We start from the raw sequence: 26,374 nt of genomic DNA, 5'->3' as shown, positions 1-26,374 counted from the left end.
CCCATGCCCGCTTTGCTACAAACAGCGCCTGAGACCCAGGCGCTTTTTCTATTGCTGAACGACGCCCTGCCCCAGACGCAGTGCACGCGGTGCGGCTATCCCGACTGCGCCAGCTATGCCCAAGCCATGGCCAATGGGCAAGCGCCCATCAACCAATGCCCGCCGGGTGGACAAGCCGGTATTGAGCGCTTGGCTGCGCTGACGGGTCAGCCAGTGGAATCCCTCAACCCCGAACATGGCATCGAAGGCCCCCGCCATGTGGCCATCATTGATGAAGCCTGGTGCATCGGCTGCACGCTGTGCATCAAGGCCTGCCCGACCGACGCGATTTTGGGCGCCAACAAACTGATGCACACCGTGATCGAGCCCTGGTGCACGGGCTGCGAGTTGTGCATTCCGGTGTGCCCGGTGGACTGCATCGCGCTAGAGAACGTGACTGGCACGCAAACCGGCTGGGCTGCTTGGTCTGCGGAACAAGCCCACACCGCACGCGAACGCTACACCTCACGCCAGCAACGCCTGGTGCGCGAAGAAGCCGAGCACCAAAGGCAATTACAAGCCAAAGCCGAGCACAAGCTGGCCGATTTGGCAGCCCACACCAAAGGCACAGAAAATGCCCCTGAAGTGGACCGCAAACGCGCCATCATCGAGGCGGCACTGGCCAAAGCAAAAGCTCGGCAGACCGGGGTCTGACGGGCTTTTCAAAAACATCTTGGGGACAAAGCCAACGACCTGTAACCCCAGCAGATCAGGGCCTCAGGTCCGGAGCAAGTCAGTGCGCGTTGCTGGCCAACGCTGCAAACGCCTGGACCACTTCAGGCGGCGCTTGCACCAGCTCAATCAACACGCCCTCGCCGCCAATCGGGAACTCGTCGTTCGCCTTGGGGTGCAAGAAGGTGATGTCAAAACCGGCTGCGCCCTTGCGGATGCCGCCGGGTGCAAAGCGCACGCCTTGTGACGTGAGCCACTCGACCGCCACAGGTAGATCGTCGATCCACAAGCCAATGTGGTTGAGCGGCGTGGTGTGCACGGCGGGCTTTTTCTCGGGGTCCAGCGGTTGCATCAGGTCGACCTCGACCTTGAAGGGGCCAGAGCCGATGGCGCAGATGTCTTCGTCCACGTTCTCGCGTTCGCTTTGGAAGGTGCCGGTCACTTCGAGGCCGAACATGTCGACCCAGAGTTTTTTCAAGCGGGCCTTGTCGGGCCCGCCGATGGCGATCTGCTGGACGCCCAGCACTTTGAAAGGGCGCGTCATTTATTCAAACTCCACAATCATCTGGTCCACGGTGAGCGATTCGCCTTTGACGGCCACCACTTTCTTGACCACGCCATCTTGCGCAGCAAACAGCACGTTTTCCATCTTCATGGCTTCGATGACGGCCACACGCTCGCCCGCCTGCACCTTCTGGCCAGGCTGCACCGCCACGTCCACCAGCAAACCGGGCATGGGCGAGAGCACATAACGGCTCAGGTCCGGCGGGGCCTTGTAAGGCATGAGCTTGTGCAGCTCGGCCATGCGGGGCGACATGACCAAGGCCTCGATGCGCGTGCCGTTGTGCTGCACCTGCAGGGCCAAGGGGTTCTTCAAGGTACCGCGCTCGACTTGCGCAGTGAAAGGTTTGCCGTTGCAAGTGCCTTCAATGCGGATGTCGTTCAGGCGCGAGTTGCTCTGCATGGCATAGGTTTTGCCGTCCACCGTGATCTGCGCCACGCCGGGTTTGCCCGGGAACTCGTCCACATGCACAGACACATAGCGGTTCTGCCCGCCCTGCCCCAACTCGACCACCGCATAGTCCTGACCGATCTTGACGTCGTAGCCGGGCAACTGACCGCTGAGGTTAGCGGCACGTTCGCGCGACTTGCGGCGCACAAAGGCGGCCAGTGCGGCCAGGAAATCGTGGTCGTCGTGCGGCACGTCTTCAGCACGGAAGCCCTTACCGTACTGCTCGGCGATGAAGCCGGTGTTGAATTCACCCGAGACAAAACGCGGGTGCGCCAGCAAAGCAGCCTGGAACGGGATGTTGGAGCTGATGCCACGAATGACAAAGCCGTTCAGGGCTTCGCGCATTTTGGCGATCGCGTCGTTGCGGTCTTTGCCGTGCACGATCAGCTTGGCGATCATAGAGTCATAAAACATCGGGATCTCGCCGCCGTCCTGCACGCCCGTGTCCACGCGCACGCCCAGCAGGTCAGCGGTGTTGGCCTGGAACATGGTTTGTTTGGGCGTCTGGAAACGCACCAGGCGGCCCGTGGAAGGCAGGAAGTTGCGGAACGGGTCTTCAGCGTTGATGCGGCACTCGATGGCCCAGCCGTTGCGCTTGACGTCTTTCTGCTCGATCGGCAGCTTCTCGCCAGCGGCCACACGGATCATCATCTCGACCAGGTCCAGACCCGTGATCGCTTCGGTCACCGGGTGCTCCACCTGCAGGCGGGTGTTCATCTCCAGGAAGTAAAAGCTCTGGTCTTTGCCGACCACAAACTCCACCGTGCCAGCGCTCTGGTATTTCACAGCCTTGGCCAGTTGCACCGCCTGCTCGCCCATGGCTTTGCGGGTGGCTTCAGAAATGAAGGGCGATGGCGCCTCTTCGATCACTTTTTGGTGGCGGCGCTGGATGGAGCACTCGCGCTCGTTCAGGTAAATCACGTTGCCGTGGCTGTCGCCCAGCACCTGGATTTCGATGTGGCGAGGTTCCTCAACAAATTTTTCGATGAACACGCGGTCATCGCCAAAACTGTTGCGTGCTTCGTTGCGGCAGGAGGTGAAGCCTTCCAAAGCCTCTTTGTCGTTGAAGGCCACGCGCAGGCCTTTGCCGCCGCCGCCAGCCGAAGCCTTGATCATGACGGGGTAGCCAATGCCCTTGGCAATTTCAACCGCTTTCTCAGCGCTTTCAATCGCATCGTTCACGCCAGGAATGCAGTTCACACCGGCGGCACCCGCCAGCTTTTTCGACTCGATCTTGTCGCCCATGGCGGCAATCGAGAAATAGCGTGGGCCGATGAAGGCAATGCCCTCGTCTTCGCAGCGCTTGGCAAACTCGGCGTTCTCGCTCAAGAAGCCGTAGCCAGGGTGAATCGCTTGTGCGCCTGTGGCTTTGGCGGCGGCGATGATCTTGTCGGCCACCAGATACGACTCGCGCGAGGGTGCGGGGCCGAGCAACACGGCTTCGTCGGCCAGCATCACATGGCGGGCCTCCTTGTCAGCTTCGGAATACACGGCCACGGTCTGGATACCCATTTTTTGGGCGGTGGCGATGACACGGCAGGCGATTTCGCCGCGGTTGGCAATCAAAATTTTGGTAAACATCTTGTTCTTCTCCTTGGCCATCACAGTGGAATGTTCCCGTGCTTGCGCCAGGGGTTCTCGATCTTCTTGTCCTTGAGCATCACCAGCGAACGGCAAATGCGCTTGCGGGTCTCATGCGGCTGGATCACGTCGTCAATGAAGCCACGCGCACCCGCCACAAACGGGTTGGCAAAACGGGCTTTGTACTCGGCTTCTTTGGCGACCAGCTTTTCGGGATCGCCCTTGTCTTCGCGGAAGATGATTTCCACCGCGCCTTTGGCCCCCATCACCGCGATTTCGGCGTTGGGCCACGCAAAGTTCACGTCGCCGCGCAGGTGCTTGGAAGCCATCACGTCGTACGCGCCGCCATAGGCCTTGCGGGTGATGACGGTGATTTTCGGCACCGTGCACTCGGCGTACGCGTACAGCAGCTTCGCGCCGTGTTTGATGATGCCGCCAAACTCCTGGCTGGTGCCGGGCATGAAACCGGGCACGTCGACAAAGGTGATGACGGGGATGTTGAACGCGTCGCAAAAACGCACAAAGCGGGCGGCTTTGATGGAGCTCTTGATGTCGAGACATCCGGCCAGCACCAGAGGCTGGTTGGCCACGATGCCCACGGTCTGGCCTTCCATGCGGGCAAAGCCGATCAGGATGTTCTTGGCGTAATCGGGTTGCAGCTCAAAGAAGTCGCCATCGTCCACGGTCTTGACGATGAGTTCTTTCATGTCATAGGCCTTGTTGGGGTTCTCGGGCACCAGGGTGTCGAGGCTCATGTCGAGGCGGCCCGACGGGTCACCACTGGGGCGCACAGGGGCTTTTTCGCGGTTGTTGAGCGGCAAGTAGTTGTAGAGGCGGCGCAGCATCAAGAGCGCTTCCACATCGTTTTCGAAGGCCATGTCGGCCACGCCGCTCTTGGTGGTGTGTGTCAGGGCGCCACCCAACTCTTCGGCGGTCACTTCTTCATGCGTCACGGTCTTGACCACTTCGGGGCCCGTGACGAACATGTAAGACGTGTCCTTGACCATGAAGATGAAATCGGTCAAAGCAGGCGAATACACCGCACCACCCGCCGAGGGACCCATGATCATGCTGATCTGGGGCACCACACCGCTGGCCATCACATTGCGCTGGAACACGTCGGCATAACCACCCAAGGACGCCACGCCTTCTTGAATACGCGCACCGCCCGAGTCGTTCAAACCGATCACAGGGGCACCGACTTTCATCGCCTGGTCCATGATCTTGCAGATCTTCTCGGCGTGGGTTTCCGACAAAGCACCGCCGTACACGGTGAAGTCCTGGCTGAAGACAAACACCAAGCGGCCGTTGATCATGCCGTAGCCAGTGACCACGCCGTCGCCGGGGATCTTGTTGTCCTGCATGCCAAAGTCGGTGCAGCGGTGCTCGACAAACATGTCCCACTCTTCGAAAGTACCTTCGTCGAGCAAGACCTCGATGCGCTCACGCGCAGTGAGCTTGCCTTTGGCGTGCTGCGCATCGATGCGTTTTTGCCCGCCGCCCAAGCGGGCCGCAGCGCGCTTTTTTTCCAGTTGTTCAATGATGTCTTGCATGGTGGCTCTCTCTTTTCTTCAGGAAGATGGGGGGTCACTCTGTGCCTGGTAGACACTGAGCAGTTGACGAGCAGCCGTCGACGCGGCCAATTGACCCGCTGCGACTTGTTGGCTGAGTTGGGGCAGCAGCGTTTGAACACGCGGCTGGGCACGAAAGTTTTGTTTGAGCCCGGCGTCGATGCGCTCCCACATCCAGGACAGGGCTTGGTGTTGACGACGCGCGGTCAGGCGGCCATTGGCGGTTTGCAAGCCACGGAATTCACTCACCGCCGCCCAAAAGCTGTCCACGCCCTGGCCCAGCAGAGCGCTCAGCTGCACCACCTTGGGGTGCCACTGGGTGGTGTCGGCGTGCGCATGACCCGAGCTGCCGTGCATGCCCAAAAGCTGCAAGGCGCTGGTGATCTGCAACTCAGCGCGGGTGGCAGCAATCGCGTCGATGTCGGCCTTGTTGATGACCACCAAATCAGCGATTTCCATCACGCCTTTTTTGATGGCCTGCAAATCGTCGCCCGCATTGGGCAGCTGCATCAGCACAAACATGTCGGTCATATTGGCCACGGCCGTCTCGGACTGGCCCACACCCACGGTCTCGACGATCACCACGTCGTAGCCCGCCGCTTCGCAGACCAGCATCGATTCGCGGGTTTTTTCGGCCACGCCACCCAGGGTGCCGCTGCTGGGGCTGGGGCGGATGTAGGCACGTTCGTGCACGCTGAGCAACTCCATCCGGGTCTTGTCGCCCAGAATCGACCCGCCCGACACGCTGCTCGATGGGTCCACCGCCAGCACCGCCACGCGGTGGCCTTGGCCAATCAAATACAAACCCAGCGCTTCGATGAAGGTGGACTTGCCCACGCCCGGCACACCGCTGATGCCCAAGCGGAACGAGTTGCCCGTGTGCGGCAGCATGGCCGTGAGCAGCTCGTCAGCCAAGGCCCGGTGGTCCGGGCGGGTGGATTCGAGCAAGGTGATGGCCTTGGCCATGGCGCGGCGCTGCACGGCAGCGCTGCCATTGAGCAACCCGTCGAGCAAGTGCTCAGGGCTCACCCGATCGCCTTTTTGATCTGCTCCAGCACATCCTTGGCGCTGACCGGGATCGGTGTGCCGGGGCCGTAGATGCCTTTGACGCCTGCTTCGTAGAGCATGTCGTAGTCCTGGCGCGGGATCACACCGCCGACGAAAACGATGATGTCGTCGGCACCCTGCTTCTTGAGTTCGGCAATGATGGCGGGCACCAAGGTTTTGTGGCCAGCGGCCAGCGTGCTCACACCCACAGCGTGCACGTCGTTCTCAATCGCCTGGCGGGCGCACTCTTCGGGGGTCTGGAACAAGGGGCCCATGTCCACGTCGTAGCCCAGGTCGGCAAACGCCGTGGCCACCACTTTGGCGCCCCGGTCGTGGCCATCCTGACCGAGTTTGGAGATCATCACGCGGGGACGGCGGCCTTGCGCTTCGGCAAAAGCGGCAATGTCGGCTTTGAGCTGGTTCCAGTATTCCATGGTGTCTCCCACGTTTTCACCGTCGTCATAGGCCGCAGCGTACACGCCCGTCACTTTTTGCGTGTCGGCACGGTGGCGGCCAAAGGCTTTTTCCAGCGCATCCGACACCTCGCCGACCGTGGCACGCAGGCGCACGGCCTGAATCGACAAGTCGAGCAGGTTGCCTTGGCCGGATTCGGCTGCGGCGCTCAGCGCGTCGAGCGCGGCTTGCACCTTGGCGCTGTCGCGGCTGGCGCGGATGGCTTTGAGGCGTGCGATCTGGCCGTCGCGCACGCGCACGTTGTCGATCGACAGCGTCTCGATCGGGTCTTCTTTGGCCAGTTTGTATTTGTTCACGCCCACAATGACGTCTTTGCCCGAATCGATGCGGGCCTGCTTTTCCGCCGCAGCCGCTTCGATCTTGAGCTTGGCCCAGCCGCTGCCCACGGCCTTGGTCATGCCGCCCATGGCTTCGACTTCTTCGATGATCGCCCAGGCCTTGTCGGCCATCTCTTGGGTGAGCGACTCCATCATGTAGCTGCCAGCCCAGGGGTCGATCACGTTGGTGATGTGGGTCTCTTCCTGGATGATGAGCTGCGTGTTGCGGGCAATGCGGGCGCTGAATTCGGTGGGCAAGGCAATCGCTTCGTCAAAGCTGTTGGTGTGCAGCGACTGGGTGCCGCCGAACACGGCCGCCATGGCCTCGATGGTTGTGCGCACCACGTTGTTGTAGGGGTCTTGCTCGGTGAGCGACCAGCCAGACGTCTGGCTGTGCGTGCGCAGCATGAGGCTCTTGGGGTTCTTGGCGTTGAAGCCCTTCATGATGCGGCACCACAGCAGCCGGGCCGCGCGCATCTTGGCGATCTCCAGGTAGAAGTTCATGCCCACCGCCCAGAAGAAGGACAGGCGACCGGCAAAGTCGTCCACGTCCATGCCCTTGGCAATCGCGGTCTTGACGTATTCCTTGCCGTCGGCCAGGGTGAAAGCCATCTCGAGTGCCTGGTTGGCGCCGGCTTCCTGCATGTGGTAGCCCGAGATCGAGATCGAGTTGAACTTGGGCATGTTCTTGCTCGTGTACTCGATGATGTCGCCGATGATCTTCATCGACGGCTCGGGCGGGTAGATGTAGGTGTTGCGCACCATGAACTCTTTCAGAATGTCGTTCTGAATCGTTCCGCTCAGTTGGTCCTGCGAGACGCCCTGCTCTTCAGCGGCCACCACATAGCCCGCCAGCACCGGCAGCACCGCACCGTTCATGGTCATCGAGACGCTGACCTTGTCCAGCGGGATCTGGTCAAACAGGATCTTCATGTCCTCGACCGAGTCGATCGCCACGCCGGCCTTGCCCACGTCGCCCGTGACGCGCGGATGGTCGGAGTCGTAGCCGCGGTGCGTGGCCAGGTCAAACGCGACCGACACGCCCTGCCCGCCAGCGGCCAAGGCCTTGCGGTAGAAGGCGTTGGATTCTTCGGCCGTCGAGAAACCAGCGTACTGGCGGATCGTCCAGGGGCGCACCGCGTACATGGTGGCCTGCGGGCCGCGCAGGAAGGGCTCGAAACCCGGCAGCGTGTTGGCGTACGGCAGCTGGGCCGTGTCTTCGGCGGTGTAGAGCGGTTTGACGACGATGCCGTCGGGCGTCTTCCAGTTCAGGGCCGACACATCGCCACCCGGGGCGGATTTGGCGGCTGCTTTTTGCCAGGCTTCCAGATTGGAGGCGTTGAATTCAAAAGATGGAGACGTCATGGCGCTGTGCTTTCGGGACAAAAATGACTGGTCCGGATTTTGGCAGCTTGCAACTGCCTACCGGCTTACAAGTACCGTGATTCATAATTATTGATGCAGAATATTTTAACCGGCTTACAATTCAGCATCTGAAACGCCCTGACCTGCCCCCGCCTCGACCGCTCACACCATGTCTGCCCTGTCCCTTGCCCCCCGCGCCCTGTACGAAGAAGTGGCCGAACTCCTGCGCCAGCGCATTTTTGCGCGCGAACTGGAGCCAGGCAGCTGGATCGACGAATTGCGCATTGCCGAGACCCTGGGCATCAGCCGCACCCCGCTGCGTGAAGCCCTGAAGGTGCTGGCGGCCGAAGGCCTGGTGACGATGAAGGTGCGCCGCGGCGCCTACGTGACCGAAGTCAGCGAAAAAGACCTGCGCGATGTGTACCACCTGCTGGCTTTGCTGGAGTCGGACGCTGCCCGCGTAGTGGCACAGAACGCCAGCGCCGAGCAGCTAGCGCAGATCAGCGCTTTGCACGCGGACCTGGAAAAAGCCACCCACGACCGGGACCGCTTTTTCGAGATCAACGAAGCCTTTCACATGCTGCTGCTGGAATTGGCCGACAACCGCTGGCGCGACCAGATGGTGGCCGACCTGCGCAAAGTGATGAAGCTCAACCGCCACAGCTCGCTGTTCAAACAGGGCCGCATTGAGCAATCCTTAGCCGAACACCGCGCCATCGTGCAGGCCCTGACCGAGCGACAGCCTGAGCAAGCGGCCGAACGCATGTCGGCGCACTTCATGAACGGTTTGCAGGCCGCGCAATAAATCTGATGGTCAGTCGGTGACCACCGCACCCCGCGCCAGCGCAGCGCGGGCCAGCTGCCAGACCTCACGCGGCGGCAAGGGCTTGAGCTTGTGGTCGCTCCAGACCTGACGCCACAAACGCCCACCGCGTTGCCCGTGGTACAGGCCCAGCATGTGACGCGCGATCGCATACCAAGGGCAGCCATCTTCGGCAAAAGCCCGCTCCATGTAAGCCACCATGGCCTCCTCCACCGCTTCGCGACTGGGCACCTCGTTGGCATCGCCATAAAACGCAGCGTCCCAACTGCCCAACAGCCAAGGGTTGTAATAGGCTTCGCGGCCCACCATCACACCGTCGGCCTGCTGCAAATGCTGCGCGATCTCTTCGTTGGTCTTGATGCCGCCGTTCACGGCAATCAAAAGCGACGGAAAGTCTTTTTTGAGCTGATAAGCCAGCTCGTAACGCAGCGGCGGGATCTCGCGGTTTTCCTTGGGACTCAGGCCGTCGAGCCAGGCATTGCGGGCATGCACGATAAACACCCGACAGCCCGCCTCGCTCACCGTGCCCACAAAGTCGCGCACAAAGTCGTAGCTTTCGATGCGGTCAATGCCAATGCGGTGCTTCACCGTGACCGGCACATCCACCACGTCCAGCATGGCTTTGACACCGTCGGCCACGGTGCGCGGCTCGTTCATCAGGCAAGCGCCAAAAGCGCCACGCTGCACACGGTCTGAGGGGCAGCCGCAATTGAGGTTGATCTCGTCGTAGCCCCACGCCTGCCCCAGCTTGGCGGCGTGGGCCAGGTCGGCCGCATCGCTGCCGCCTAATTGCAGCGCCACGGGGTGTTCTTCGGCATTGAAGCGCAGGTGCCGCTGCACGCTGCCATGGCGCAAGGCACCGGTGGTCACCATCTCGGTGTAGAGCAGGGTGTGGCGGGTCAGCAGGCGATGGAAAAAACGGCAATGACGGTCAGTCCAGTCCATCATGGGGGCGACGGACAGGCGCCAGCGTTGGGGTTCAGGGAAATGCATAGGGAGGGATTATCCTTGGCTGGTGCCGGACTTGACCCAGGCACGGGCAAGCGCCCGTTGGGACGGCGTATAAATACCAGTGGTCGCAAGGCTGACAAGACAAAAAATTCTGGAGGGGAAAGATGAGCAACGCAACGATGTGGTGGGTCCTGTCCGGTGTGCTGGTGGCACTGGAGCTGGTGACCGGCACTTTTTACCTGCTGATGCTGAGCCTGGGCGCCGTGGCGGCAGCCTTGACCGCGATGGCGGGTTATGGCCTGACCACCCAACTCGTGGTGGGGGCGGTCGTGGGTGGCCTTGGGGCCGTGCTGCTGGGCCAATGGCGTAAGCGCCAAGCCGCCACGCCACAAGAAGCGCAAGACCAGCATCTGGACCTGGGGGCCACTGTGATGGTCGAGACCTGGGACGCAAAGGGCACAACACGGGTCTTGCACCGGGGCGCGGCCTGGAGTGCCGAGCTGGCCCCGGGCCAGAGCCCCGCACCGGGTGCACACCGCATTCAGGCCATCGCGGGCAACCGCCTGGTCCTCGAGAAAATCTGAGCACACCGCTCCAACCACTCAATAGGGAGAAAAACCATGGAAGTCGCAGCAGTCCTCGTAATCATCGCGGTCTTGTTCATCGTCAAGACCGTCAAAGTCGTGCCACAGCAAGAAGCCTGGGTGGTCGAAAGGCTGGGCAAATTCCACGCCAGCCTGGCCCCGGGCCTGAACTTTGTGGTGCCTTTTGTCGACAACGTGATCCAGAAGCACAGCCTGAAAGAAATCCCGCTCGATGTGCCAAGCCAGATTTGCATCACCCGCGACAACACGCAGCTGCAGGTCGACGGCATTCTGTACTTTCAGGTGACCGACCCCAAGCTGGCCAGCTACGGCTCGTCCAACTACATCGTGGCCGTGACGCAACTGGCGCAAACCAGCCTGCGCAGCGTGATCGGCAAACTGGAACTGGACAAGACTTTTGAAGAGCGCGACATCATCAACGCGCAGGTGGTGGCCGCCATCGACGAGGCAGCGCTCAACTGGGGCGTGAAAGTGCTGCGCTATGAGATCAAGGATCTGACACCGCCCAAGGAAATCTTGCTGGCCATGCAGTCGCAAATCACGGCCGAGCGTGAAAAACGCGCCCTGATCGCGGCGTCCGAAGGCCGCCGCCAGGAGCAGATCAACATCGCCACGGGCGAGCGCGAGGCCTTCATTGCGCGATCAGAGGGTGAGAAACAAGCCGCCATCAACAAAGCCCAAGGCGATGCCGCCGCCATCACCGAAATGGCCAACGCCACGGCCCAAGCCATCGAGCGCATCGCCGCTGCCATCCGCCAGCCCGGGGGCGAGCAGGCGGTGCAACTCAAGGTGGCGGAGCAAGCCGTGCAGGCTTACGGCAAAGTGGCGCAAGACGCCAAAACCACACTCATCGTGCCGGGCAACATGACCGAAGTGTCCGGGCTGATCGCCTCGGCCATGCAAATGGTGAGCACCGGCAAACAAGCAGGTTAAAGCGGCCCTACAGACACAAAAAACCCGCCGAGGCGGGTTTTTTGTGGGCCATGCCCAGGGCGATGCAGCCAAAGGCCAAGGCATCAGCCCATGTGCAAACCACCGTTGACCGAGAAGTCAGCACCGGTGGCATAACCGCCCTCATCGCTGGCCAACCAGGCGATGATGGAGGCGATCTCGCTGGGCTTGCCCAGGCGCTTGACGGGCACGGTGGCCACGATCTTTTCCAGCACGTCAGGACGGATGGCGTTGACCATGTCGGTGCCGATGTAGCCCGGCGACACGGTGTTCACCGTCACGCCCTTGGTGGCCAATTCTTGCGCCAGGGCCATCGAAAAACCGTGCATGCCGGCTTTGGCGGCCGAGTAGTTGGTTTGCCCTGCCTGGCCTTTTTCACCGTTGACCGACGAGATGTTGATGATGCGGCCCCAGCCCTTTTCCACCATGTCGGACACGACCTGCTTGGTCACGTTGAACATGGAGTCCAGGTTGGTGTTCATCACGGCGTCCCAGTCATCCCGGGTCATCTTCAGGAACATGCGGTCCTTGGTGATACCCGCGTTGTTCACCAGCACATCAATGGGGCCGTGCTCGGCCTTGGCCTTGCTGAAGGCTTCCACCGTGGAATCCCAGTCACCGACGTTGCCCACCGAAGCGTAGAAGGTAAAGCCCAGGGCTTTTTGCTCGTCCAACCATTTGGTGAAGTCACGGGTTGGACCGCAACCGGCGATGACCTTGAAGCCCTCCTGGTGAAGGCGCTGGCAAATCGCGGTACCGATACCGCCCATGCCACCTGTGACGTAAGCTACTTTTTGACTCATGGTTTGTCTCCTTGTTATGAGTGAAGTGGGATCAATGAAGACCGCTCAAGTCACGCTGTTGGGCTGCCCTTATACGGTTGGACAGTGCGCCAAACAACGCCACATGAGCGGCGCAGGTTTTTTTAAACGCGTTCAACCGCCAGGGACACGCCCATGCCGCCGCCGATACAGAGCGCGGCCAAACCTTTTTGGGCCTGAGTGCGCTGCATTTCGTGCAGCAAAGTCACCAAAATACGGCAACCGGATGCGCCAATCGGGTGGCCAATCGCAATGGCACCGCCGTTGACGTTGACTTTGGCCGGATCGATGTCCAGTGCTTTGTTGACAGCGCAGGCTTGCGCAGCAAAGGCTTCGTTCAATTCAAACAGGTCCACGTCCTGGGCTTTCCAACCCGCACGGGCCAGCGCCTTTTGCGAGGCGGGCACCGGGCCCATGCCCATGGTGGCCGGGTCCAGACCGCTGGTGCCGAAAGCGGCAATACGGGCCAAGGGCTTGAGACCCAGGGCAGCGGCCTTTTTGGCGCTCATGACCATCACAGCGGCAGCACCATCGTTGATGCCCGAGGCATTGCCAGCCGTCACACTGCCGGCCTTGTCGAACGCGGGGCGCAAGCCCGCCAGCACTTCTTCGCTGGTTTTTTTGTTGATGAATTCATCGGTGTTGAACACCAGTGCATCACCCTTGCGCTGGGGGATCAGCACGTCCACGATCTCGTCCTTGAACTTGCCCGCTTCTTGTGCTGCAGCCGCCTTGCGCTGGCTGCCTGCAGCCAAAGCATCTTGCATTTCGCGGGTGATGCCGTGAGCCTTGGCCACGTTCTCGGCGGTGATGCCCATGTGGTACTGGTTGTACACGTCCCACAGACCGTCCACGATCATGGTGTCGGTCATCTTCCAGTCGCCCATGCGCTGGCCGTCGCGGCTGCCGTTCAAGACGTGGGGGCTGGCGCTCATGTTTTCCTGACCACCCGCGATCACGATTTCGCTGTCGCCCCAGGCCACAGCTTGTGCGGCCAGCATCACGGCTTTCAGGCCCGAGCCGCACACCGCGTTGATGGTCAGCGCAGGAGTCTCTTTGGCGAGTCCGGCTTTCATCATGGCTTGGCGGGCGGGGTTCTGGCCCACGCCTGCGGCCAGCACCTGGCCCATGATGACTTCGCCAATGGCGTCGACCGGCAAGCCGCTGCGTTGGAGCAAGCCTTTGATGACGATGCTGCCCAGCTCAGTGGCAGGGGTCTTGGCGAGCGAGCCGCCAAATTTACCCACCGCGGTGCGAGCGGCTGCTACGATGACGATGTCTTCCATTTTTATCTCCAAAAAAAACAATCAGGCTTTGGCTTTGACGTAACGACCAGGGGCCGCTTCGATGGCTTTGAATTGGCTGCCTTTGCCATAGGTTTTGGGGGCGGCAATTTGCTTGCCCGCATGGCCCTTGAGCCAATCGGACCAGTCGGTCCACCAGCTGCCGGGCAGCTCTTTGGCACTGGCGATCCAGTCGTTCACATCGGCCGGGAATTTGCTGTCCTCGCTCAGCCAGTGACTGCGCTTTTTGGCGGCGGGCGGGTTGATCACGCCCGCGATGTGGCCCGAGGCCCCCATGACAAAACGCTTTTTGCCCGGCAGCACCTGGGTGCTGGCGTACGCGCCGCCGATGGGCACGATGTGGTCTTCACGCGAGCCGTAGATGTAGACCGGCATGTCGACCTTGCCCAAATCAATGGGCTCGCCACAGACTTTGACCTTGCCGGGTTTGACCAGGTTGTTTTCCAGGTAGGTGTTGCGCAGGTACCAGGCATAAAAAGGTCCGGGCAAATTGGTCGAGTCGCTGTTCCAGTAGAGCAGGTCAAACGGTGGCGGGGTCTCGCCCTTGAGGTAGTTGCCCACCACATAGTTCCAGACCAGGTCGTTGGGGCGCAGAAAGCTGAAAGTCGAGGCCAGGTCCTGGCCCTTGAGCAAGCCGCCCTTGCCCATTTGCTGCTCACGGAACTTGACGAAGTTCTCGTCAATGAACACGTCCAGAATGCCGGTGTCGGTGAAGTTGATCAGGGTGGTGAGGAAGGTAGCACTGGCCACAGGCTTTTCGCCACGGGCCGCCAACACGGCCAAAGCGGTCGACAAGATGGTGCCGCCCACGCAAAAACCCAGCGCATTGATCTTGGGTGCACCCGTGATCGACTGCACCGTGCTGATGGCTTGGATGGCAGCCTGCTCGATGTAGTCGTCCCAGGTCTTTTGCGCCATGGACTCGTCGGGGTTGCGCCAGCTCACCACAAAGGTGCGATGCCCCTGGCTGACCGCATAGCGGATGAAGGAGTTCTCAGGCTGCAGGTCCAGGATGTAGAACTTGTTGATGCAAGGCGGCACCAGCAAGAAGGGTTTTTCGTAGACCTTGGCCGTGAGCGGCTTGTATTCAATGAGCTGAAAAAAATCGTTCTCGAAGACCACCGCGCCTTCGGTGGTGGCCACATTCTTGCCCACCTCAAACAGACTTTCGTCGGTCATCGACACATGGCCTTGCTGCATGTCGTGCATCAGGTTTTTCAAACCCTTGGCAATGCTCTCACCTTGGGTTTCGATGGCTTTCTTTTGTGCCTCGGCATTGAAGGCCAGAAAATTGCTCGGGGCCGCAGCAGCCACCCATTGCTCCACGGCAAACCGGATGCGGGTGCGTGTTTTTTCGTCTCCCTCGACCGCATCGGCGAGTCCCATCAGGGTGCGGGCGTTGAGTAAATAAGTGGCCGCATTGAAGGCAGCCATCGGGTTGGCGCTCCACGCTTCTCCTGAAAAGCGACGGTCTTTGACCTGCAAACTGTTGTGCAAGCTTTGATTCCACAACTCAGAGGCATCTTTAAAGTACTGCCCTTGCAGGGCTTGGAGCTTTTCAGGCGAGAATTTGAGGGATGGCATCGCGGCATCAAGCCCGGATTTCAACCCACCGAGGTCCAGCGTCTGGAAATGCTGCATGGCCTGCCCCCAGCTTTTGTACAGGTTTTGCTGAAAACCATCGCCCATGCTCGACCAAAATTCTGGCGTGGATGTGCTCATACTTGTCTCCGGTAAATGGTTTTTTTGATATCGGTTACCTTCAGTATCTGTCAATTTGATGTCACCTAAATTACAAAGCACAAAAAATGTATTTGATCGTTATTGCCTGGCTCTATGTGACCTTGTTGATGGGCTTGGCTGAAGCATTTAGTACCCAAGGGACTGTCTTGGGGGCCATCATCACTTTTCTTTTGTATGGGGTGCTGCCCATGTCTTTGGTCGTGTACCTCATGGGTACACCACTGCGCCGCAAAGCACAGCGACAAGCAGACGAAAAGGAACAACTGCAGGCACCAGCAAGCGCATCACCCCGTGAGCCAGATGCAAGCCGCCATGCGACCGCTCTGCCCAAGGACACGGCTGTCGCGCCGGTGCGAAAAGAACCGTGAGGCCTGCCCGGCGGTGCACCAAGCGGCCCCGCTGTCGTTGCCAAAAATACGGGTGAATCCCATTTGCTTCAATCGCCTCCGGGCCAGGCCTGCCAAGTCAGCGAGCCACTTGTCCGCCGCGCCAGGTTGGAAATAAACGGCGGTCTCAGGGTCATGCGCACAAAAAGCCTCGCGCACATCTGCACCCACTTCAAACGCCTGAGGGCCAATGCAAGGCCCCAACCAGACCAAAATGCGCTCCGCTGGGGTGTCCCGCAAAGGGGGCTGCTGGCGCAAGGTTTCCAGCACGCCTGTGCCCCACTCACCCGCCAAACCTCGCCAGCCCGCATGCGCAGCAGCCACCCATTGGCCCGACATGTCGCACATCAAGACGGGCAAACAATCGGCCACCATGATGGTGCAGGCCACTTCTGAATTCAGCGCAAAACAGGCATCGGCCTCCGTGCCATCCTGGGTGCTGGCGTCTAACGCCACGGCCTGATGGCCATGCACCTGCTTCAAGAAAACCGGACGTCTGCCGATGGCCTCTTGCAAGCGCTGGCGGTTGACTTGCACGCTGTGTGGCGCGTCACCCACATGGTCACCCAGGTTCATGTTGTCCCAAGGGGGGCTGGAGACGCCGCCATGCCGATCGGTCATCACAGCCTGAACATGCGCTGGCGCTGGCCAATCGGGTCGCAACCAATGGGGTGGGAAAGGTGTCATCACACGCAAAAAAATGAGAGATACAACAAAGGCGATGCCTTGTGATGAAGGATAAACCCAAAAAAATCACGATCCGAGGCCAAAGCGACAAGAAACGAGTACCTGTTCATGTGTAATGCACCCATGCCAAGGACCACCCCTATGCCCGAGCTGAGCTGGATTGACGCTGACCAGGCCTTGCCACCCATTCAACAGGCCTGGGGGGCACACTCGCCCGCCCCAGGCCTGCTGGCGGCCGGTCAAGACTTGTCCGCCACACGTTTGCTGGAGGCCTACAGTCAAGGGGTTTTTCCATGGTTCAGCGATGGCCAGCCCGTGCTGTGGTGGAGCCCTGACCCCCGCATGGTCCTGCGCCCCGGTGATTTCCGTTTCCGCCGTTCTCTGCGCCAGTCACTTCAACGTTGGCTGCAGCAGCCTGGTTTTTCATTGACCTTCGACCGCGATTTCGGTCAGGTCATCCGCCGATGCAGCACTTCGCCAAGGGCTGGGCAAAACGGCACCTGGATCGTGCCGGCCATGGTGCAGGCCTATGAAGACTTGCACCGCGCAGGCCACGCCCACAGCGCCGAGGTCTGGCTCGGTGGCGAGCTGATTGCCGGCCTGTATTTTGTAGCCTTGGGCCATGCCGTCTTCGGTGAATCGATGTTCACCACCATCACCGATGGCTCCAAAATGGCTTTGGCCTGCCTGGTCAGTGTGTGTCTGGCGCATGGCGTTGCCACCATCGACTGTCAACAAAATACCCGGCACCTGGCCTCCCTGGGTGCCCGAGAAATACCCCGGGCTGATTTTGTGGCGACCGTCCAGCTAGAGCGCATCAAGTCCCCCATCGACTGGGCGCAGCAAACTTTATACTGGGACACGTTGACGGCTTTGGACACCCTGTCGTGACCCATCTCAAAGATCTCCCCATTCAGGCCTTGCAGTTTTACGCCACGGCGCCCTACGCGTGCAGCTACTTGCCTGAACGCTCGGCACGCTCGCAAGTGGCAACGCCCAGCCATCTGATTCAAAACGAGGTTTACTCCGACTTGGTGGAGCAGGGTTTTCGCCGCAGCGGGATGTTCACCTACCGCCCCTACTGCGATGGCTGCCAGGCCTGCCAGCCCTTGCGCGTGCAGGTCGCCGCCTTCAAGCCGGACCGCAGCCAGCGACGCAGCTGGCGCCAACACCAGCATTTGCAGGCTAGGGTGCTCGACCTGCAATTCGATCCCTACCATTACGCTTTGTATTTGCGCTACCAGACGAGCCGCCACCCGGGTGGTGGTATGGACCAGGACAGCGTGGACCAATACAACCAGTTTTTACTGCAAAGCCGCGTCAATTCGCGCATCGTGGAGTTTCGTGAGCCGACCAGCGATGGCAGCCTGGGTGCCTTGAAAATGGTCAGCATCGTGGACGTGCTCAACCATGGCCTCTCGGCGGTTTACACCTTCTACGAACCCGAAGACCAGGCCAGCTATGGAACGTTCGGAGTGCTCTGGCAAATCCAGCAAGCGGAGCAACTGCAACTGCCCTACGTCTATTTGGGCTATTGGATAGAGAGCAGCCCAAAAATGAATTACAAATCACGCTTTAGACCTTGTGAAATACGCGTTCAAGGCCAATGGCGAACGCTGGCGTGAACGGCTCAATTTTCACAGTGTAAAATTTAAGGATCGCCTGACGACACCATGAAAAAAGACCCTGCATTCACGCCCTCACCCACCATCCAGGTCATAGAGCGGATGTTTTCGCTGATTGACGTGCTCGCCTCTCGCGAAGAAGCCGTTTCCCTGAAAGAGATCAGTGAAAAAACAGGCTTGCACCCCTCCACAGCCCACCGCATCTTGAACGACCTGGCCACCGGCCGGTTTGTTGATCGCCCGGAAGCGGGCAACTACCGCCTGGGCATGCGACTTCTGGAGCTGGGCAATTTGGTCAAAGGACGGCTGAATGTGCGCGACGCGGCACTGGCGCCCATGCGCGAGTTGCACAAACTCATTCAGCAACCCGTCAACCTCAGCATGCGCCAAGGCGATGAAATCGTCTACATCGAGCGAGCCTACAGCGAACGCTCCGGCATGCAGGTGGTTCGGGCCATTGGCGGACGGGCGCCTTTGCACCTGACGTCGGTGGGCAAACTTTTCCTGGCAGCAGACGACCCATTGCGGGTTCGCTCTTACGCCACACGCACCGGTTTGCTGGGGCAAACACGCAACAGCATCACGCAACTGCAGGTTCTTGAAAGGGAGCTGGCACGGGTCAAGCAATACGGCATTGCCCGAGACAACGAAGAGCTGGAACTGGGCGTGCGCTGCATCGCAGCCGGCATCTACGACGACCAGGGAAAACTGCTGGCCGGTCTGTCCATCTCTGCCCCGGCAGACCGCCTGGACGAAGGCTGGCTGCCCAAGCTGCAGGCCACGTCACATGAAATCAGCAGAACTCTGGGCTATCACGGCGACCATTGAAGCGCTGCCCGCCCATGAAAAAAGGCCTCCGAGAGGCCTTTTTTCATGGAACTGAGCTGTCTTCAGCCCGGCAGGCGCTCGGCCAAAGCCGAGTGCTTGACGCCAGAAGCGCCCGACGACTTTTCCACCCAACGACGCACACGTTCGGCATCGGCGATGCGGCTGAGTTTGCCTGCAGAGTCCAGAAACACCATGATCAGCTTGCGCCCGGCCACTTGCGCCTGCATCACCAGGCACTGACCCGCCTCTGAGATGTAACCTGTCTTCTGCAAGCCAATGTCCCAGTCAGCGCTCTTGACCAAACGGTTGGTGTTGTTGTACTGGAGCGTGCGGCGACCCACTTCGATCTCACGGCCGTGCGAAGTGGACAGCTCACGCAAAACGGGCTCCTTGTAGGCAGCCCCCACCAAAACGGCCAAATCGCTGGCGCTGGACTGGTTGCGGCTGGACAAGCCTGTCGGCTCCACATAACGTGTATCGGACATGCCCAGAGCTTGGGCCCGCGCATTCATGCGCGACACAAAGGCGTCCAAACCACCAGGGAAGGTACGACCCAGGGCATGTGCAGCGCGGTTTTCGCTGGACATCAGTGCCAAGTGCAGCAGATCACCCCGGCTGAGCACGGTACCCACCGCCAAACGGGATGAACTGCCTTTTTCCGTATCCACATCGGCCTGGGTGATGGTGATCATCTCGGCCATGGGCAATTGCGCTTCCGAGATGACCAAGCCGGTCATCAACTTGGTCAAGGACGCAATTGGCAAGACAGCATGGTCGTTTTTACGGAAGAGAACCTCCCGGGTGTCTTGGTCGATGACCAAGGCCACACTGGAGCGCAAATCGAGAGGATCACTGGCACTGTGAAGACCGGCCATTTGCCCATAAGAAGCACGAATGGGCAGTGCCCTGCTTTCTGAGGCCGCAGCACGCTGGACCTTGGTTTTTTTAGCAAGTGGTTGTTTCTTCTTCTGAACGGTTTTGGTAATATTTGCAGCCGTCCGCTTTTTAACCGTAGATGTCTTGTTTTGTGCCAACACAGCTGTAGGCCAAGCAGACACAACCAACAAGACCCCTGCGGTCAAAGCTGCAAGCAAGCCATGCGACCATCTGCCAGAAACTTGGTGGGAAAACGGTGGGGCGAATCGCATCAGAAACATCTTCATTTAAGAGTAAGGTCAATTGTTTCCGAGTGTACCTAAATAAAAAAAGTCACGCAAGAACAATGACTTGCGTGACTTTATTGAAGCCAGATAGTACTTCCAAAGACTTCAGTATTACCCCTGAGCAGCCACCCGATCGGCTTTGCTTTGCAATTTATTGAGTGCACTGAGGTAAGCCTTGGCCGAGGCGACCACGATGTCTGGGTCAGAGCCGACTCCATTGACAACACGACCACTGTTTTGCAGTCGCACCGTGACCTCGCCTTGGCTTTCGGTGGAGCCGCTGATGGCGTTGACCGAGTACAGCACCATTTCAGCACCACTTTTGATGTGAGATTCAATGGCTTTCAAAGATGCATCCACCGGACCATTGCCGTCCGACTCGGCCCGGACCTCTTTGCCCTCGACGGTAAAGACCACCGCCGCATGGGGGCGCTCACCAGTTTCGCTGTGCTGCGACATCGAAACAAAGCCGTATTGCTCTTTTTCAGCGGTCACGCTTTCATCGCCGACCAGAGCCAGGATGTCTTCGTCAAAGATTTCACTCTTGCGATCGGCCAGCTCCTTGAACTTGGCAAAGGCGTTGTTGATTTCGGTCTCGCTGTCGAGCGTGACGCCCAGGTCCTGCAAGCGCTGTTTGAACGCATTGCGACCGCTGAGCTTGCCCAAGACGATCTTGTTGGTGGTCCAGCCCACGTCCTCGGCACGCATGATTTCGTAAGTGTCACGCGCCTTGAGCACACCATCCTGGTGAATGCCCGAGGCATGGGCAAAAGCATTGGCGCCGACGACTGCCTTGTTGGGTTGCACCACAAAACCAGTGGTCTGGCTGACCATGCGGCTGGCCGCCACGATGTGGCTGGTGTCAATGCCAATGTCAAGGCCAAAATAGTCGCGGCGTGTTTTGACGGCCATGACCACCTCTTCGAGGGAGCAGTTGCCGGCACGCTCGCCGAGACCGTTGATGGTGCACTCGACTTGACGGGCACCGCCGATCTTCACGCCCGCCAAGGAGTTGGCCACAGCCATGCCCAGATCGTTGTGGCAATGCACGGACCAAATCGCTTTGTCCGAGTTGGGGATGCGCTCGCGCAGGGTCTTGATGAACTGGCCATACAACTCGGGCACCGCATAACCCACCGTGTCGGGCACGTTGATGGTGGTTGCACCCTCGGCAATGACTGCTTCCAAAATGCGGCACAGAAAGTCCATGTCGCTGCGGTAGCCGTCTTCCGGGCTGAACTCGACGTCACCCACCAAATTGCGCGCGAAGCGAACCGACTGCTTGGCCTGCTCGAACACCTGGTCGGGTGTCATGCGCAGCTTCTTTTCCATGTGCAGAGGCGAGGTGGCAATGAAGGTGTGAATCCGTCCACTGTTGGCCCCTTTGAGAGCCTCGGCCGCACGCGAGATGTCGCGGTCATTGGCACGCGACAAAGAGCAAATGGTGGAGTCCTTGATGGCGTCGGCAATGGTTTTGACAGCCTCGAAATCACCATTGGAGCTGGCGGCAAAACCGGCTTCGATGACATCCACACGCAGGCGTTCCAGTTGACGGGCGATGCGCAATTTCTCATCGCGGGTCATGGAGGCGCCTGGCGATTGCTCGCCGTCGCGCAAAGTGGTGTCGAAAATAATCAGTTTGTCAGCCATGTTCACTCCTGGTCAAAAACCCGCAAGTCCAAGCAAAAAATGCAAAAGGCCCGTTGCGGATGGCATACGGGCCTTTTGGGAAAATGTTTGCGTGCGCTACACATCCCGCCCGTGGGGCGCTAGCAGTAGTGCAAACAAAGAAAATTTCATAGAAACACTGTAGCACAGTTCAAAACCAGAACTGTCGTGCAGTTGACATCATTGGTGCAAGCCGCGCTCTTCCGGCTCGTCGGTGGAGGTACTGATCATGCTGGTCGGCTGCCCCTTGGCTTTGCGCCAGACATAAATCACATAACCACTCAAGCCATAAGCCACGAACAAACCGAACAACACCGTGGGCGGGTCGATGTTCACGGCCGCAATGCCCAAAGCCACCAGCACCAGCGTTGCAAACGGCACGCTCTTTTTCATGTGCATGTCCTTGAAGCTGTAAAACGGCACATTGGTCACCATGGTCAGGCCCGCAAACAGGCACACGGCAAACATGCCCCAGGACACCGCTTTGGCGGGCACAGCGTTCTCAAACATGATCCACACAAAACCCATCACCAAGGCTGCAGCGGCTGGCGAGGGCAGACCTTGAAAATAACGCTTGTCGACCACACCCGTGTTGACGTTGAAGCGTGCCAAGCGCAGCGCGGCACAAGCGCAGTACACAAAAGCGGCAATCCAGCCCCAACGGCCCAGCTCCTTCAAGGTCCAGACGTAGGCGATCAAGGCAGGCGCGGCACCAAACGACACCATGTCCGACAGCGAATCCATCTGCTCGCCAAACGCACTTTGGGTGTTGGTCATGCGGGCCACCCGGCCATCCAGGCTGTCGAGCACCATGGCACTGAAAATGCCCACCGTGGCCAAGTCAAAACGGCCATTGATGGCCATGACCACCGCATAAAAACCTGCGAACAGCGCGGCCAGCGTGATCATGTTGGGCAGCATGTAGATGCCCTTGGAGGGTTTGCGCACCGGTGCGGCGACTTCGGCGTCTTCAGCGGTGTCGTTGACTTTGTTCATCGTCCATTCCTGTAGCGGTTTTTCGGAGCCATCCCGTGTCAGCGGAGTTTAAGGCAGACCCAGCGCCCAAGAAAAAGGCCACCACAGTGGCCTTTTTCAAACTCGCCCAAGGGCCAGATCAGTTGCGGGACTTGTCGACCAGCTTGTTCTTGGCAATCCAGGGCATCATGGCGCGCAGCTGAGCACCCACGACTTCAATGGAGTGCTCGGAAGTCAAGCGGCGGCGAGCCGTCATGCTTGGGTAGTTGGTCTTGCCTTCCAGGATGAACATCTTGGCGTATTCGCCGGTCTGGATGCGCTTCAAGGCGTTGCGCATGGCTTCGCGCGACTGCTCGTTGATGACTTCAGGACCGGTCACGTACTCACCGTACTCGGCGTTGTTCGAGATCGAGTAGTTCATGTTGCCGATGCCGCCTTCGTAGATCAGGTCCACGATCAGCTTCAGCTCGTGCAAGCACTCGAAGTAAGCCATTTCAGGGGCGTAACCGGCTTCCACCAGAGTCTCGTAACCCATCTTGATCAGCTCGACCGCACCACCGCACAGAACCGCCTGCTCGCCGAACAAGTCGGTCTCGGTCTCTTCCTTGAAGTTGGTTTCGATGATGCCGGCCTTGCCGCCACCGTTGGCCATGGCATAGCTCAAGGCCAAAGCACGGGCTTTGCCGCTCTTGTCCTGGTGGATCGCGACCAAATGGGGCACGCCGCCGCCTTGGGTGTAGGTGTTGCGCACGGTGTGGCCGGGTGCCTTGGGCGCGACCATCCACACGTCCAGATCTTCGCGGGGAACGACCTGGTTGTAGTGCACGTTGAAGCCGTGGGCAAACGCCAACGAAGCGCCTTGTTTGATGTTGGGTGCGACGTTGTTGTTGTAAACCTCGGCGATTTGCTCGTCGGGCAACAAGATCATGACCACGTCAGCGGCTTTGACAGCGTCGTTGACTTCCATCACGGTCAAACCGGCTTTGCCGACTTTGTCCCACGATGCGCCGCCTTTGCGCAGACCGACGACCACTTTGACGCCGCTGTCGTTCAGGTTTTGGGCGTGTGCGTGGCCTTGCGAGCCGTAACCAATGATGGCAACGGTCTTGCCCTTGATGACGCTCAGATCACAATCTTTGTCGTAAAAAACTTTCACAGGGTTCTCCTTAGGAATAAACAGGTTCAAACAGTGGGTTTAGACGCGCAGGATGCGCTCGCCGCGCCCGATACCGCACGCACCCGTGCGCACGGTCTCCAAAATGGCACTGCGGTCGATCGCCTCCAAAAAGGCGTCGTTCTTGGACTGATCACCGGTGAGCTCAATGGTGTAGCTCTTGTCGGTGACGTCGATCACACGGCCGCGGAAGATGTCGGCCATGCGTTTCATTTCTTCGCGTTCCTTGCCCACGGCACGCACCTTCACCAGCATCAGCTCGCGTTCGGTGTAGGCGCCTTCGGTCAGGTCGACCACCTTGACCACCTCGATCAGGCGGTTCAAGTGTTTGGTGATTTGCTCAATCACATCGTCCGACCCGGTGGTCTGGATGGTCATGCGCGACAGGCTCGGGTCTTCGGTCGGGGCCACGGTCAAGGACTCGATGTTGTAGCCACGGGCCGAGAACAGCCCCACCACGCGGGACAAGGCGCCCGCTTCGTTTTCGATCAGTACAGCGATGATGTGTTTCATGATTACAGGTCCTCCACGCCCATGAGCATCTCGGTGATGCCCTTGCCAGCCTGAACCATGGGGAACACGTTCTCGGTCGGGTCCGTGCGGATATCCAGGAAAACGGTGCGGTCCTTCAATCGACGGGCCTCGCGCAAGGCGGGCTCCACATCTTCTGGTTTTTCCACCAGGATGCCGACGTGGCCGTAGGCCTCGGCCAACTTCACGAAGTTGGGCAAGGCATCCATGTAACTGTGGCTGTAGCGGCCGGAGTATTCAATCTCTTGCCACTGGCGCACCATGCCCAGGTAGCGGTTGTTCAGGGCCAGCACCTTGATCGGCGTGTTGTACTGCAGGCAGGTCGACAGTTCCTGGATGCACATCTGCACCGAGCCTTCGCCCGTGACACAGAAGACTTCGCTGTCGGGCTTGGCGAGTTTGATGCCCATGGCGTAAGGAATGCCCACGCCCATGGTGCCCAGACCGCCGGAGTTGATCCAGCGGCGAGGCTCGTTGAACTTGTAGTACTGGGCCGCCCACATCTGGTGCTGCCCCACGTCGGAAGTGATGTACGCATCCGCGTCCTTGGTCATCTCCCACAAGGTCTCGATGACCTTTTGCGGCTTGATCACCAAATTGTTGCTGTTGTCGTACTTCATGCAGTTGCGGCTGCGCCAGCCTTCAACCGTTTCCCACCACTGACTCAGCGCATGCGCATCAGGCTTGAGGCCGGACTCGCGGATCATGCCCATGAGCTCGGTCAGCACGTCTTTCACGTCGCCCACGATCGGCACATCGACCTTGACGCGTTTGGAGATGCTGGACGGGTCGATGTCAATGTGGATGATCTTGCGGTCCACCGAAGCGAAGTGCTTGGGGTTGCCGATCACGCGGTCGTCAAAACGGGCACCGACGGCCAGCAAAACGTCACAGTTTTGCATGGCATTGTTGGCTTCGAGCGTGCCGTGCATGCCCAGCATGCCCAGGAAACGGCGGTCGGTTGCGGGGAAAGCCCCCAAACCCATCAAAGTGTTGGTGACCGGCACATTGAGCATGTCCACCAGGGCACGCAGCTCGGCGCTGGCGTTGCTGAGCAAGACGCCGCCACCGGTGTAGATGTAAGGGCGCTTGGCGGACATCAACAACTGCAGAGCCTTGCGGATCTGTCCACCATGGCCCTTGCGCACCGGGTTGTAAGAGCGCATCTCGACCGACTCGGGGTAGCCAGTAAAAAGCGTTTTGTTGAAAGAAACATCTTTGGGCACATCCACGACCACAGGGCCAGGGCGGCCGCTGCGCGCGATGTGGAAAGCCTTTTTCATGACCTCGGCCATGTCTTTGGCGTCTTTGACCAAAAAGTTGTGTTTGACGATCGGGCGGGTGATGCCCACGGTGTCGCACTCCTGGAATGCGTCCAAGCCAATGGCCGCAGTGGGCACCTGCCCGCTGATGATGACCATGGGGATGCTGTCCATGTAGGCGGTGGCAATGCCGGTCACAGCATTGGTCAGGCCAGGGCCCGAGGTGACCAGCGCCACACCCACCTCGCCCGTGGCACGGGCAAAGCCGTCTGCCGCGTGCACGGCAGCTTGCTCGTGACGCACCAGGACGTGCTGAATGGTGTCTTGTTTGTAAAAAGCGTCGTAAATGTGAAGCACGGCGCCGCCGGGGTAACCCCAGACGTATTGCACGTTTTCAGCTTGGAGCGCTTTGACGAGGATTTCTGCGCCGCGCAATTCCTGAGCGCCCGCAGAAGCATGAGCCGTATCGGCCTTGTTCATTTCCATATTCAACCTTTGTGAATTTCTCTAACGAAAAACCTTGGGTGCCCCTGGGCTCGACTCTTGTGAAGTGGCTTTGGGACTTGAGACCACAGACATGGGCACCAAACTGTAAAAGTGCCGGACGGTGATCCGTTTGCTTTTTTTCAATTGCAATCGCACATTATCGCATTTGTAAAACAGGCTTTCCGAATTTCGGGACGCGCCACCTTCGGATGCCATAATTCCTGCTCACAGGACTGCAGCCACCCACGGCCCCCGGGTCCACCTCATTTCCCCAAAACTGGCAAAAGCTGCGCTGACGCGTGCGCTGAAAAAA

At 59.5% G+C, this 26,374-nt stretch carries 23 protein-coding genes; 7 read left to right on the top strand and 16 right to left on the bottom strand.

Going from position 1 to position 26,374, the window contains the following annotated elements:
* Positions 1-3: 3 nt before the first annotated feature.
* A complete protein-coding gene (gene rsxB / locus ACHEXL_RS04270) occupies positions 4-693 on the top strand; it encodes an electron transport complex subunit RsxB (RefSeq protein WP_416560791.1) in 690 nt (229 codons plus the stop codon).
* A gap of 79 nt (positions 694-772) precedes the next feature.
* On the opposite strand, the gene ACHEXL_RS04265 is transcribed toward rsxB, so the two are convergent.
* The 5 genes from ACHEXL_RS04265 to scpA are packed head-to-tail and all read right to left on the bottom strand — an operon-like array spanning position 773 to position 8,078.
* Positions 773-1,255, bottom strand: coding sequence for a VOC family protein (locus ACHEXL_RS04265; protein ID WP_416560790.1), 483 nt, complete (start codon positions 1,253-1,255; stop codon positions 773-775).
* Entirely contained in the window at positions 1,256-3,304 is a 2,049-nt protein-coding gene (locus ACHEXL_RS04260; RefSeq protein ID WP_416560789.1) for an acetyl-CoA carboxylase biotin carboxylase subunit, read from the bottom strand.
* A 20-nt stretch (positions 3,305-3,324) separates the two neighbouring features.
* Positions 3,325-4,857: an acyl-CoA carboxylase subunit beta gene (locus ACHEXL_RS04255; RefSeq protein WP_416560788.1), complete on the bottom strand. Its 1,533-nt coding sequence runs from the start codon at positions 4,855-4,857 to the stop codon at positions 3,325-3,327.
* Positions 4,858-4,875: 18 nt separating this feature from the next.
* Positions 4,876-5,904 (bottom strand): methylmalonyl Co-A mutase-associated GTPase MeaB, encoded by a 1,029-nt coding sequence (gene meaB, locus ACHEXL_RS04250; protein WP_416560787.1) that lies wholly within the window; start codon positions 5,902-5,904, stop codon positions 4,876-4,878.
* Entirely contained in the window at positions 5,901-8,078 is a 2,178-nt protein-coding gene (gene scpA / locus ACHEXL_RS04245) for a methylmalonyl-CoA mutase (RefSeq protein WP_416560786.1), read from the bottom strand. Before scpA ends, meaB begins: the two co-directional genes overlap by 4 nt.
* A gap of 169 nt (positions 8,079-8,247) precedes the next feature.
* Between scpA and ACHEXL_RS04240 the strand changes: the two genes are divergently transcribed.
* Entirely contained in the window at positions 8,248-8,883 is a 636-nt protein-coding gene (locus ACHEXL_RS04240; protein ID WP_416560785.1) for a GntR family transcriptional regulator, read from the top strand.
* 9 nt (positions 8,884-8,892) lie between these two features.
* On the opposite strand, the gene dusA is transcribed toward ACHEXL_RS04240, so the two are convergent.
* Positions 8,893-9,894: a tRNA dihydrouridine(20/20a) synthase DusA gene (gene dusA / locus ACHEXL_RS04235; RefSeq protein ID WP_416560784.1), complete on the bottom strand. Its 1,002-nt coding sequence runs from the start codon at positions 9,892-9,894 to the stop codon at positions 8,893-8,895.
* 122 nt (positions 9,895-10,016) lie between these two features.
* Between dusA and ACHEXL_RS04230 the strand changes: the two genes are divergently transcribed.
* The gene (locus tag ACHEXL_RS04230; RefSeq protein WP_416560783.1) at positions 10,017-10,436 is read left to right on the top strand and encodes an NfeD family protein; all 420 of its coding nucleotides are present in this window, start codon (positions 10,017-10,019) and stop codon (positions 10,434-10,436) included.
* A gap of 36 nt (positions 10,437-10,472) precedes the next feature.
* Entirely contained in the window at positions 10,473-11,390 is a 918-nt protein-coding gene (locus tag ACHEXL_RS04225) for an SPFH domain-containing protein (RefSeq protein WP_416560782.1), read from the top strand.
* A gap of 83 nt (positions 11,391-11,473) precedes the next feature.
* On the opposite strand, the gene phbB is transcribed toward ACHEXL_RS04225, so the two are convergent.
* The 4 genes from phbB to pgeF form a co-directional block, all read right to left on the bottom strand.
* A complete protein-coding gene (gene phbB / locus ACHEXL_RS04220; protein ID WP_416560781.1) occupies positions 11,474-12,211 on the bottom strand; it encodes an acetoacetyl-CoA reductase in 738 nt (245 codons plus the stop codon).
* Positions 12,212-12,333: 122 nt separating this feature from the next.
* Positions 12,334-13,515: an acetyl-CoA C-acetyltransferase gene (locus ACHEXL_RS04215; protein WP_416560780.1), complete on the bottom strand. Its 1,182-nt coding sequence runs from the start codon at positions 13,513-13,515 to the stop codon at positions 12,334-12,336.
* Between the two features lie 21 nt (positions 13,516-13,536).
* The gene (locus ACHEXL_RS04210; RefSeq protein WP_416561304.1) at positions 13,537-15,222 is read right to left on the bottom strand and encodes a PHA/PHB synthase family protein; all 1,686 of its coding nucleotides are present in this window, start codon (positions 15,220-15,222) and stop codon (positions 13,537-13,539) included.
* 338 nt (positions 15,223-15,560) lie between these two features.
* The gene (pgeF, locus tag ACHEXL_RS04205; protein ID WP_416560779.1) at positions 15,561-16,283 is read right to left on the bottom strand and encodes a peptidoglycan editing factor PgeF; all 723 of its coding nucleotides are present in this window, start codon (positions 16,281-16,283) and stop codon (positions 15,561-15,563) included.
* 207 nt (positions 16,284-16,490) lie between these two features.
* Between pgeF and aat the strand changes: the two genes are divergently transcribed.
* From aat to ACHEXL_RS04190, 3 genes are read left to right on the top strand one after another with little or no spacing between them, the layout of a single operon-like run.
* Entirely contained in the window at positions 16,491-17,240 is a 750-nt protein-coding gene (gene aat, locus ACHEXL_RS04200; protein ID WP_416560778.1) for a leucyl/phenylalanyl-tRNA--protein transferase, read from the top strand.
* Complete coding sequence (locus ACHEXL_RS04195) at positions 17,237-17,974, top strand: arginyltransferase (protein ID WP_416560777.1); 738 nt, start codon at positions 17,237-17,239, stop codon at positions 17,972-17,974. Before aat ends, ACHEXL_RS04195 begins: the two co-directional genes overlap by 4 nt.
* Before the next feature lie 48 nt (positions 17,975-18,022).
* Positions 18,023-18,802 carry an IclR family transcriptional regulator gene (locus ACHEXL_RS04190; protein ID WP_416560776.1) on the top strand — a complete coding sequence of 260 codons (780 nt, stop codon included), beginning with the start codon at positions 18,023-18,025 and terminating at the stop codon, positions 18,800-18,802.
* Positions 18,803-18,864: 62 nt separating this feature from the next.
* Here ACHEXL_RS04190 and ACHEXL_RS04185 read toward each other — a convergent pair whose 3' ends face one another.
* The 6 genes from ACHEXL_RS04185 to ACHEXL_RS04160 all read right to left on the bottom strand — a co-directional run bounded on the left by ACHEXL_RS04185 (position 18,865) and on the right by ACHEXL_RS04160 (position 26,061).
* A complete protein-coding gene (locus tag ACHEXL_RS04185) occupies positions 18,865-19,950 on the bottom strand; it encodes a serine hydrolase (protein WP_416560775.1) in 1,086 nt (361 codons plus the stop codon).
* A gap of 126 nt (positions 19,951-20,076) precedes the next feature.
* Positions 20,077-21,615 (bottom strand): 2-isopropylmalate synthase, encoded by a 1,539-nt coding sequence (locus ACHEXL_RS04180; RefSeq protein WP_416560774.1) that lies wholly within the window; start codon positions 21,613-21,615, stop codon positions 20,077-20,079.
* A gap of 198 nt (positions 21,616-21,813) precedes the next feature.
* A complete protein-coding gene (gene pssA, locus ACHEXL_RS04175; RefSeq protein ID WP_416560773.1) occupies positions 21,814-22,629 on the bottom strand; it encodes a CDP-diacylglycerol--serine O-phosphatidyltransferase in 816 nt (271 codons plus the stop codon).
* A gap of 118 nt (positions 22,630-22,747) precedes the next feature.
* Positions 22,748-23,764: a ketol-acid reductoisomerase gene (gene ilvC / locus ACHEXL_RS04170; protein ID WP_416560772.1), complete on the bottom strand. Its 1,017-nt coding sequence runs from the start codon at positions 23,762-23,764 to the stop codon at positions 22,748-22,750.
* 39 nt (positions 23,765-23,803) lie between these two features.
* Complete coding sequence (gene ilvN, locus ACHEXL_RS04165) at positions 23,804-24,295, bottom strand: acetolactate synthase small subunit (protein ID WP_089953931.1); 492 nt, start codon at positions 24,293-24,295, stop codon at positions 23,804-23,806.
* Positions 24,296-24,297: 2 nt separating this feature from the next.
* Positions 24,298-26,061 (bottom strand): acetolactate synthase 3 catalytic subunit, encoded by a 1,764-nt coding sequence (locus ACHEXL_RS04160; protein ID WP_416560771.1) that lies wholly within the window; start codon positions 26,059-26,061, stop codon positions 24,298-24,300.
* Positions 26,062-26,374: the final 313 nt, after the last annotated feature.

The sequence above is a fragment of the Limnohabitans sp. YIMB22184 genome, assembly GCF_048020265.1.
In the GTDB taxonomy this organism is placed as follows: domain Bacteria; phylum Pseudomonadota; class Gammaproteobacteria; order Burkholderiales; family Burkholderiaceae_C; genus Limnohabitans_A.
The sequence above is the reverse complement of the archived record's forward strand: the minus strand, read 5'-3'. Positions and strand labels throughout refer to the sequence as shown.

What these genes read in the sequence shown, in the direction of transcription:
- ACHEXL_RS04240 (WP_416560785.1), top strand. Translation starts at nt 8,248, where the DNA reads ATGTCTGCCCTGTCCCTTGCCCCCCGCGCCCTGTACGAAGAAGTGGCC.
- ACHEXL_RS04210 (WP_416561304.1), bottom strand. Translation starts at nt 15,222, where the DNA reads ATGGGCGATGGTTTTCAGCAAAACCTGTACAAAAGCTGGGGGCAGGCC.
- ACHEXL_RS04260 (WP_416560789.1), bottom strand. Translation starts at nt 3,304, where the DNA reads ATGTTTACCAAAATTTTGATTGCCAACCGCGGCGAAATCGCCTGCCGT.
- ACHEXL_RS04265 (WP_416560790.1), bottom strand. Translation starts at nt 1,255, where the DNA reads ATGACGCGCCCTTTCAAAGTGCTGGGCGTCCAGCAGATCGCCATCGGC.
- pssA (WP_416560773.1), bottom strand. Translation starts at nt 22,629, where the DNA reads ATGAACAAAGTCAACGACACCGCTGAAGACGCCGAAGTCGCCGCACCG.
- scpA (WP_416560786.1), bottom strand. Translation starts at nt 8,078, where the DNA reads ATGACGTCTCCATCTTTTGAATTCAACGCCTCCAATCTGGAAGCCTGG.
- aat (WP_416560778.1), top strand. Translation starts at nt 16,491, where the DNA reads ATGCCCGAGCTGAGCTGGATTGACGCTGACCAGGCCTTGCCACCCATT.
- ACHEXL_RS04160 (WP_416560771.1), bottom strand. Translation starts at nt 26,061, where the DNA reads ATGGAAATGAACAAGGCCGATACGGCTCATGCTTCTGCGGGCGCTCAG.
- dusA (WP_416560784.1), bottom strand. Translation starts at nt 9,894, where the DNA reads ATGCATTTCCCTGAACCCCAACGCTGGCGCCTGTCCGTCGCCCCCATG.
- pgeF (WP_416560779.1), bottom strand. Translation starts at nt 16,283, where the DNA reads ATGACCGATCGGCATGGCGGCGTCTCCAGCCCCCCTTGGGACAACATG.
- ACHEXL_RS04190 (WP_416560776.1), top strand. Translation starts at nt 18,023, where the DNA reads ATGAAAAAAGACCCTGCATTCACGCCCTCACCCACCATCCAGGTCATA.
- ACHEXL_RS04225 (WP_416560782.1), top strand. Translation starts at nt 10,473, where the DNA reads ATGGAAGTCGCAGCAGTCCTCGTAATCATCGCGGTCTTGTTCATCGTC.
- rsxB (WP_416560791.1), top strand. Translation starts at nt 4, where the DNA reads ATGCCCGCTTTGCTACAAACAGCGCCTGAGACCCAGGCGCTTTTTCTA.
- phbB (WP_416560781.1), bottom strand. Translation starts at nt 12,211, where the DNA reads ATGAGTCAAAAAGTAGCTTACGTCACAGGTGGCATGGGCGGTATCGGT.
- ACHEXL_RS04185 (WP_416560775.1), bottom strand. Translation starts at nt 19,950, where the DNA reads ATGCGATTCGCCCCACCGTTTTCCCACCAAGTTTCTGGCAGATGGTCG.
- ACHEXL_RS04230 (WP_416560783.1), top strand. Translation starts at nt 10,017, where the DNA reads ATGAGCAACGCAACGATGTGGTGGGTCCTGTCCGGTGTGCTGGTGGCA.
- ACHEXL_RS04255 (WP_416560788.1), bottom strand. Translation starts at nt 4,857, where the DNA reads ATGCAAGACATCATTGAACAACTGGAAAAAAAGCGCGCTGCGGCCCGC.
- ACHEXL_RS04215 (WP_416560780.1), bottom strand. Translation starts at nt 13,515, where the DNA reads ATGGAAGACATCGTCATCGTAGCAGCCGCTCGCACCGCGGTGGGTAAA.
- ACHEXL_RS04180 (WP_416560774.1), bottom strand. Translation starts at nt 21,615, where the DNA reads ATGGCTGACAAACTGATTATTTTCGACACCACTTTGCGCGACGGCGAG.
- ilvN (WP_089953931.1), bottom strand. Translation starts at nt 24,295, where the DNA reads ATGAAACACATCATCGCTGTACTGATCGAAAACGAAGCGGGCGCCTTG.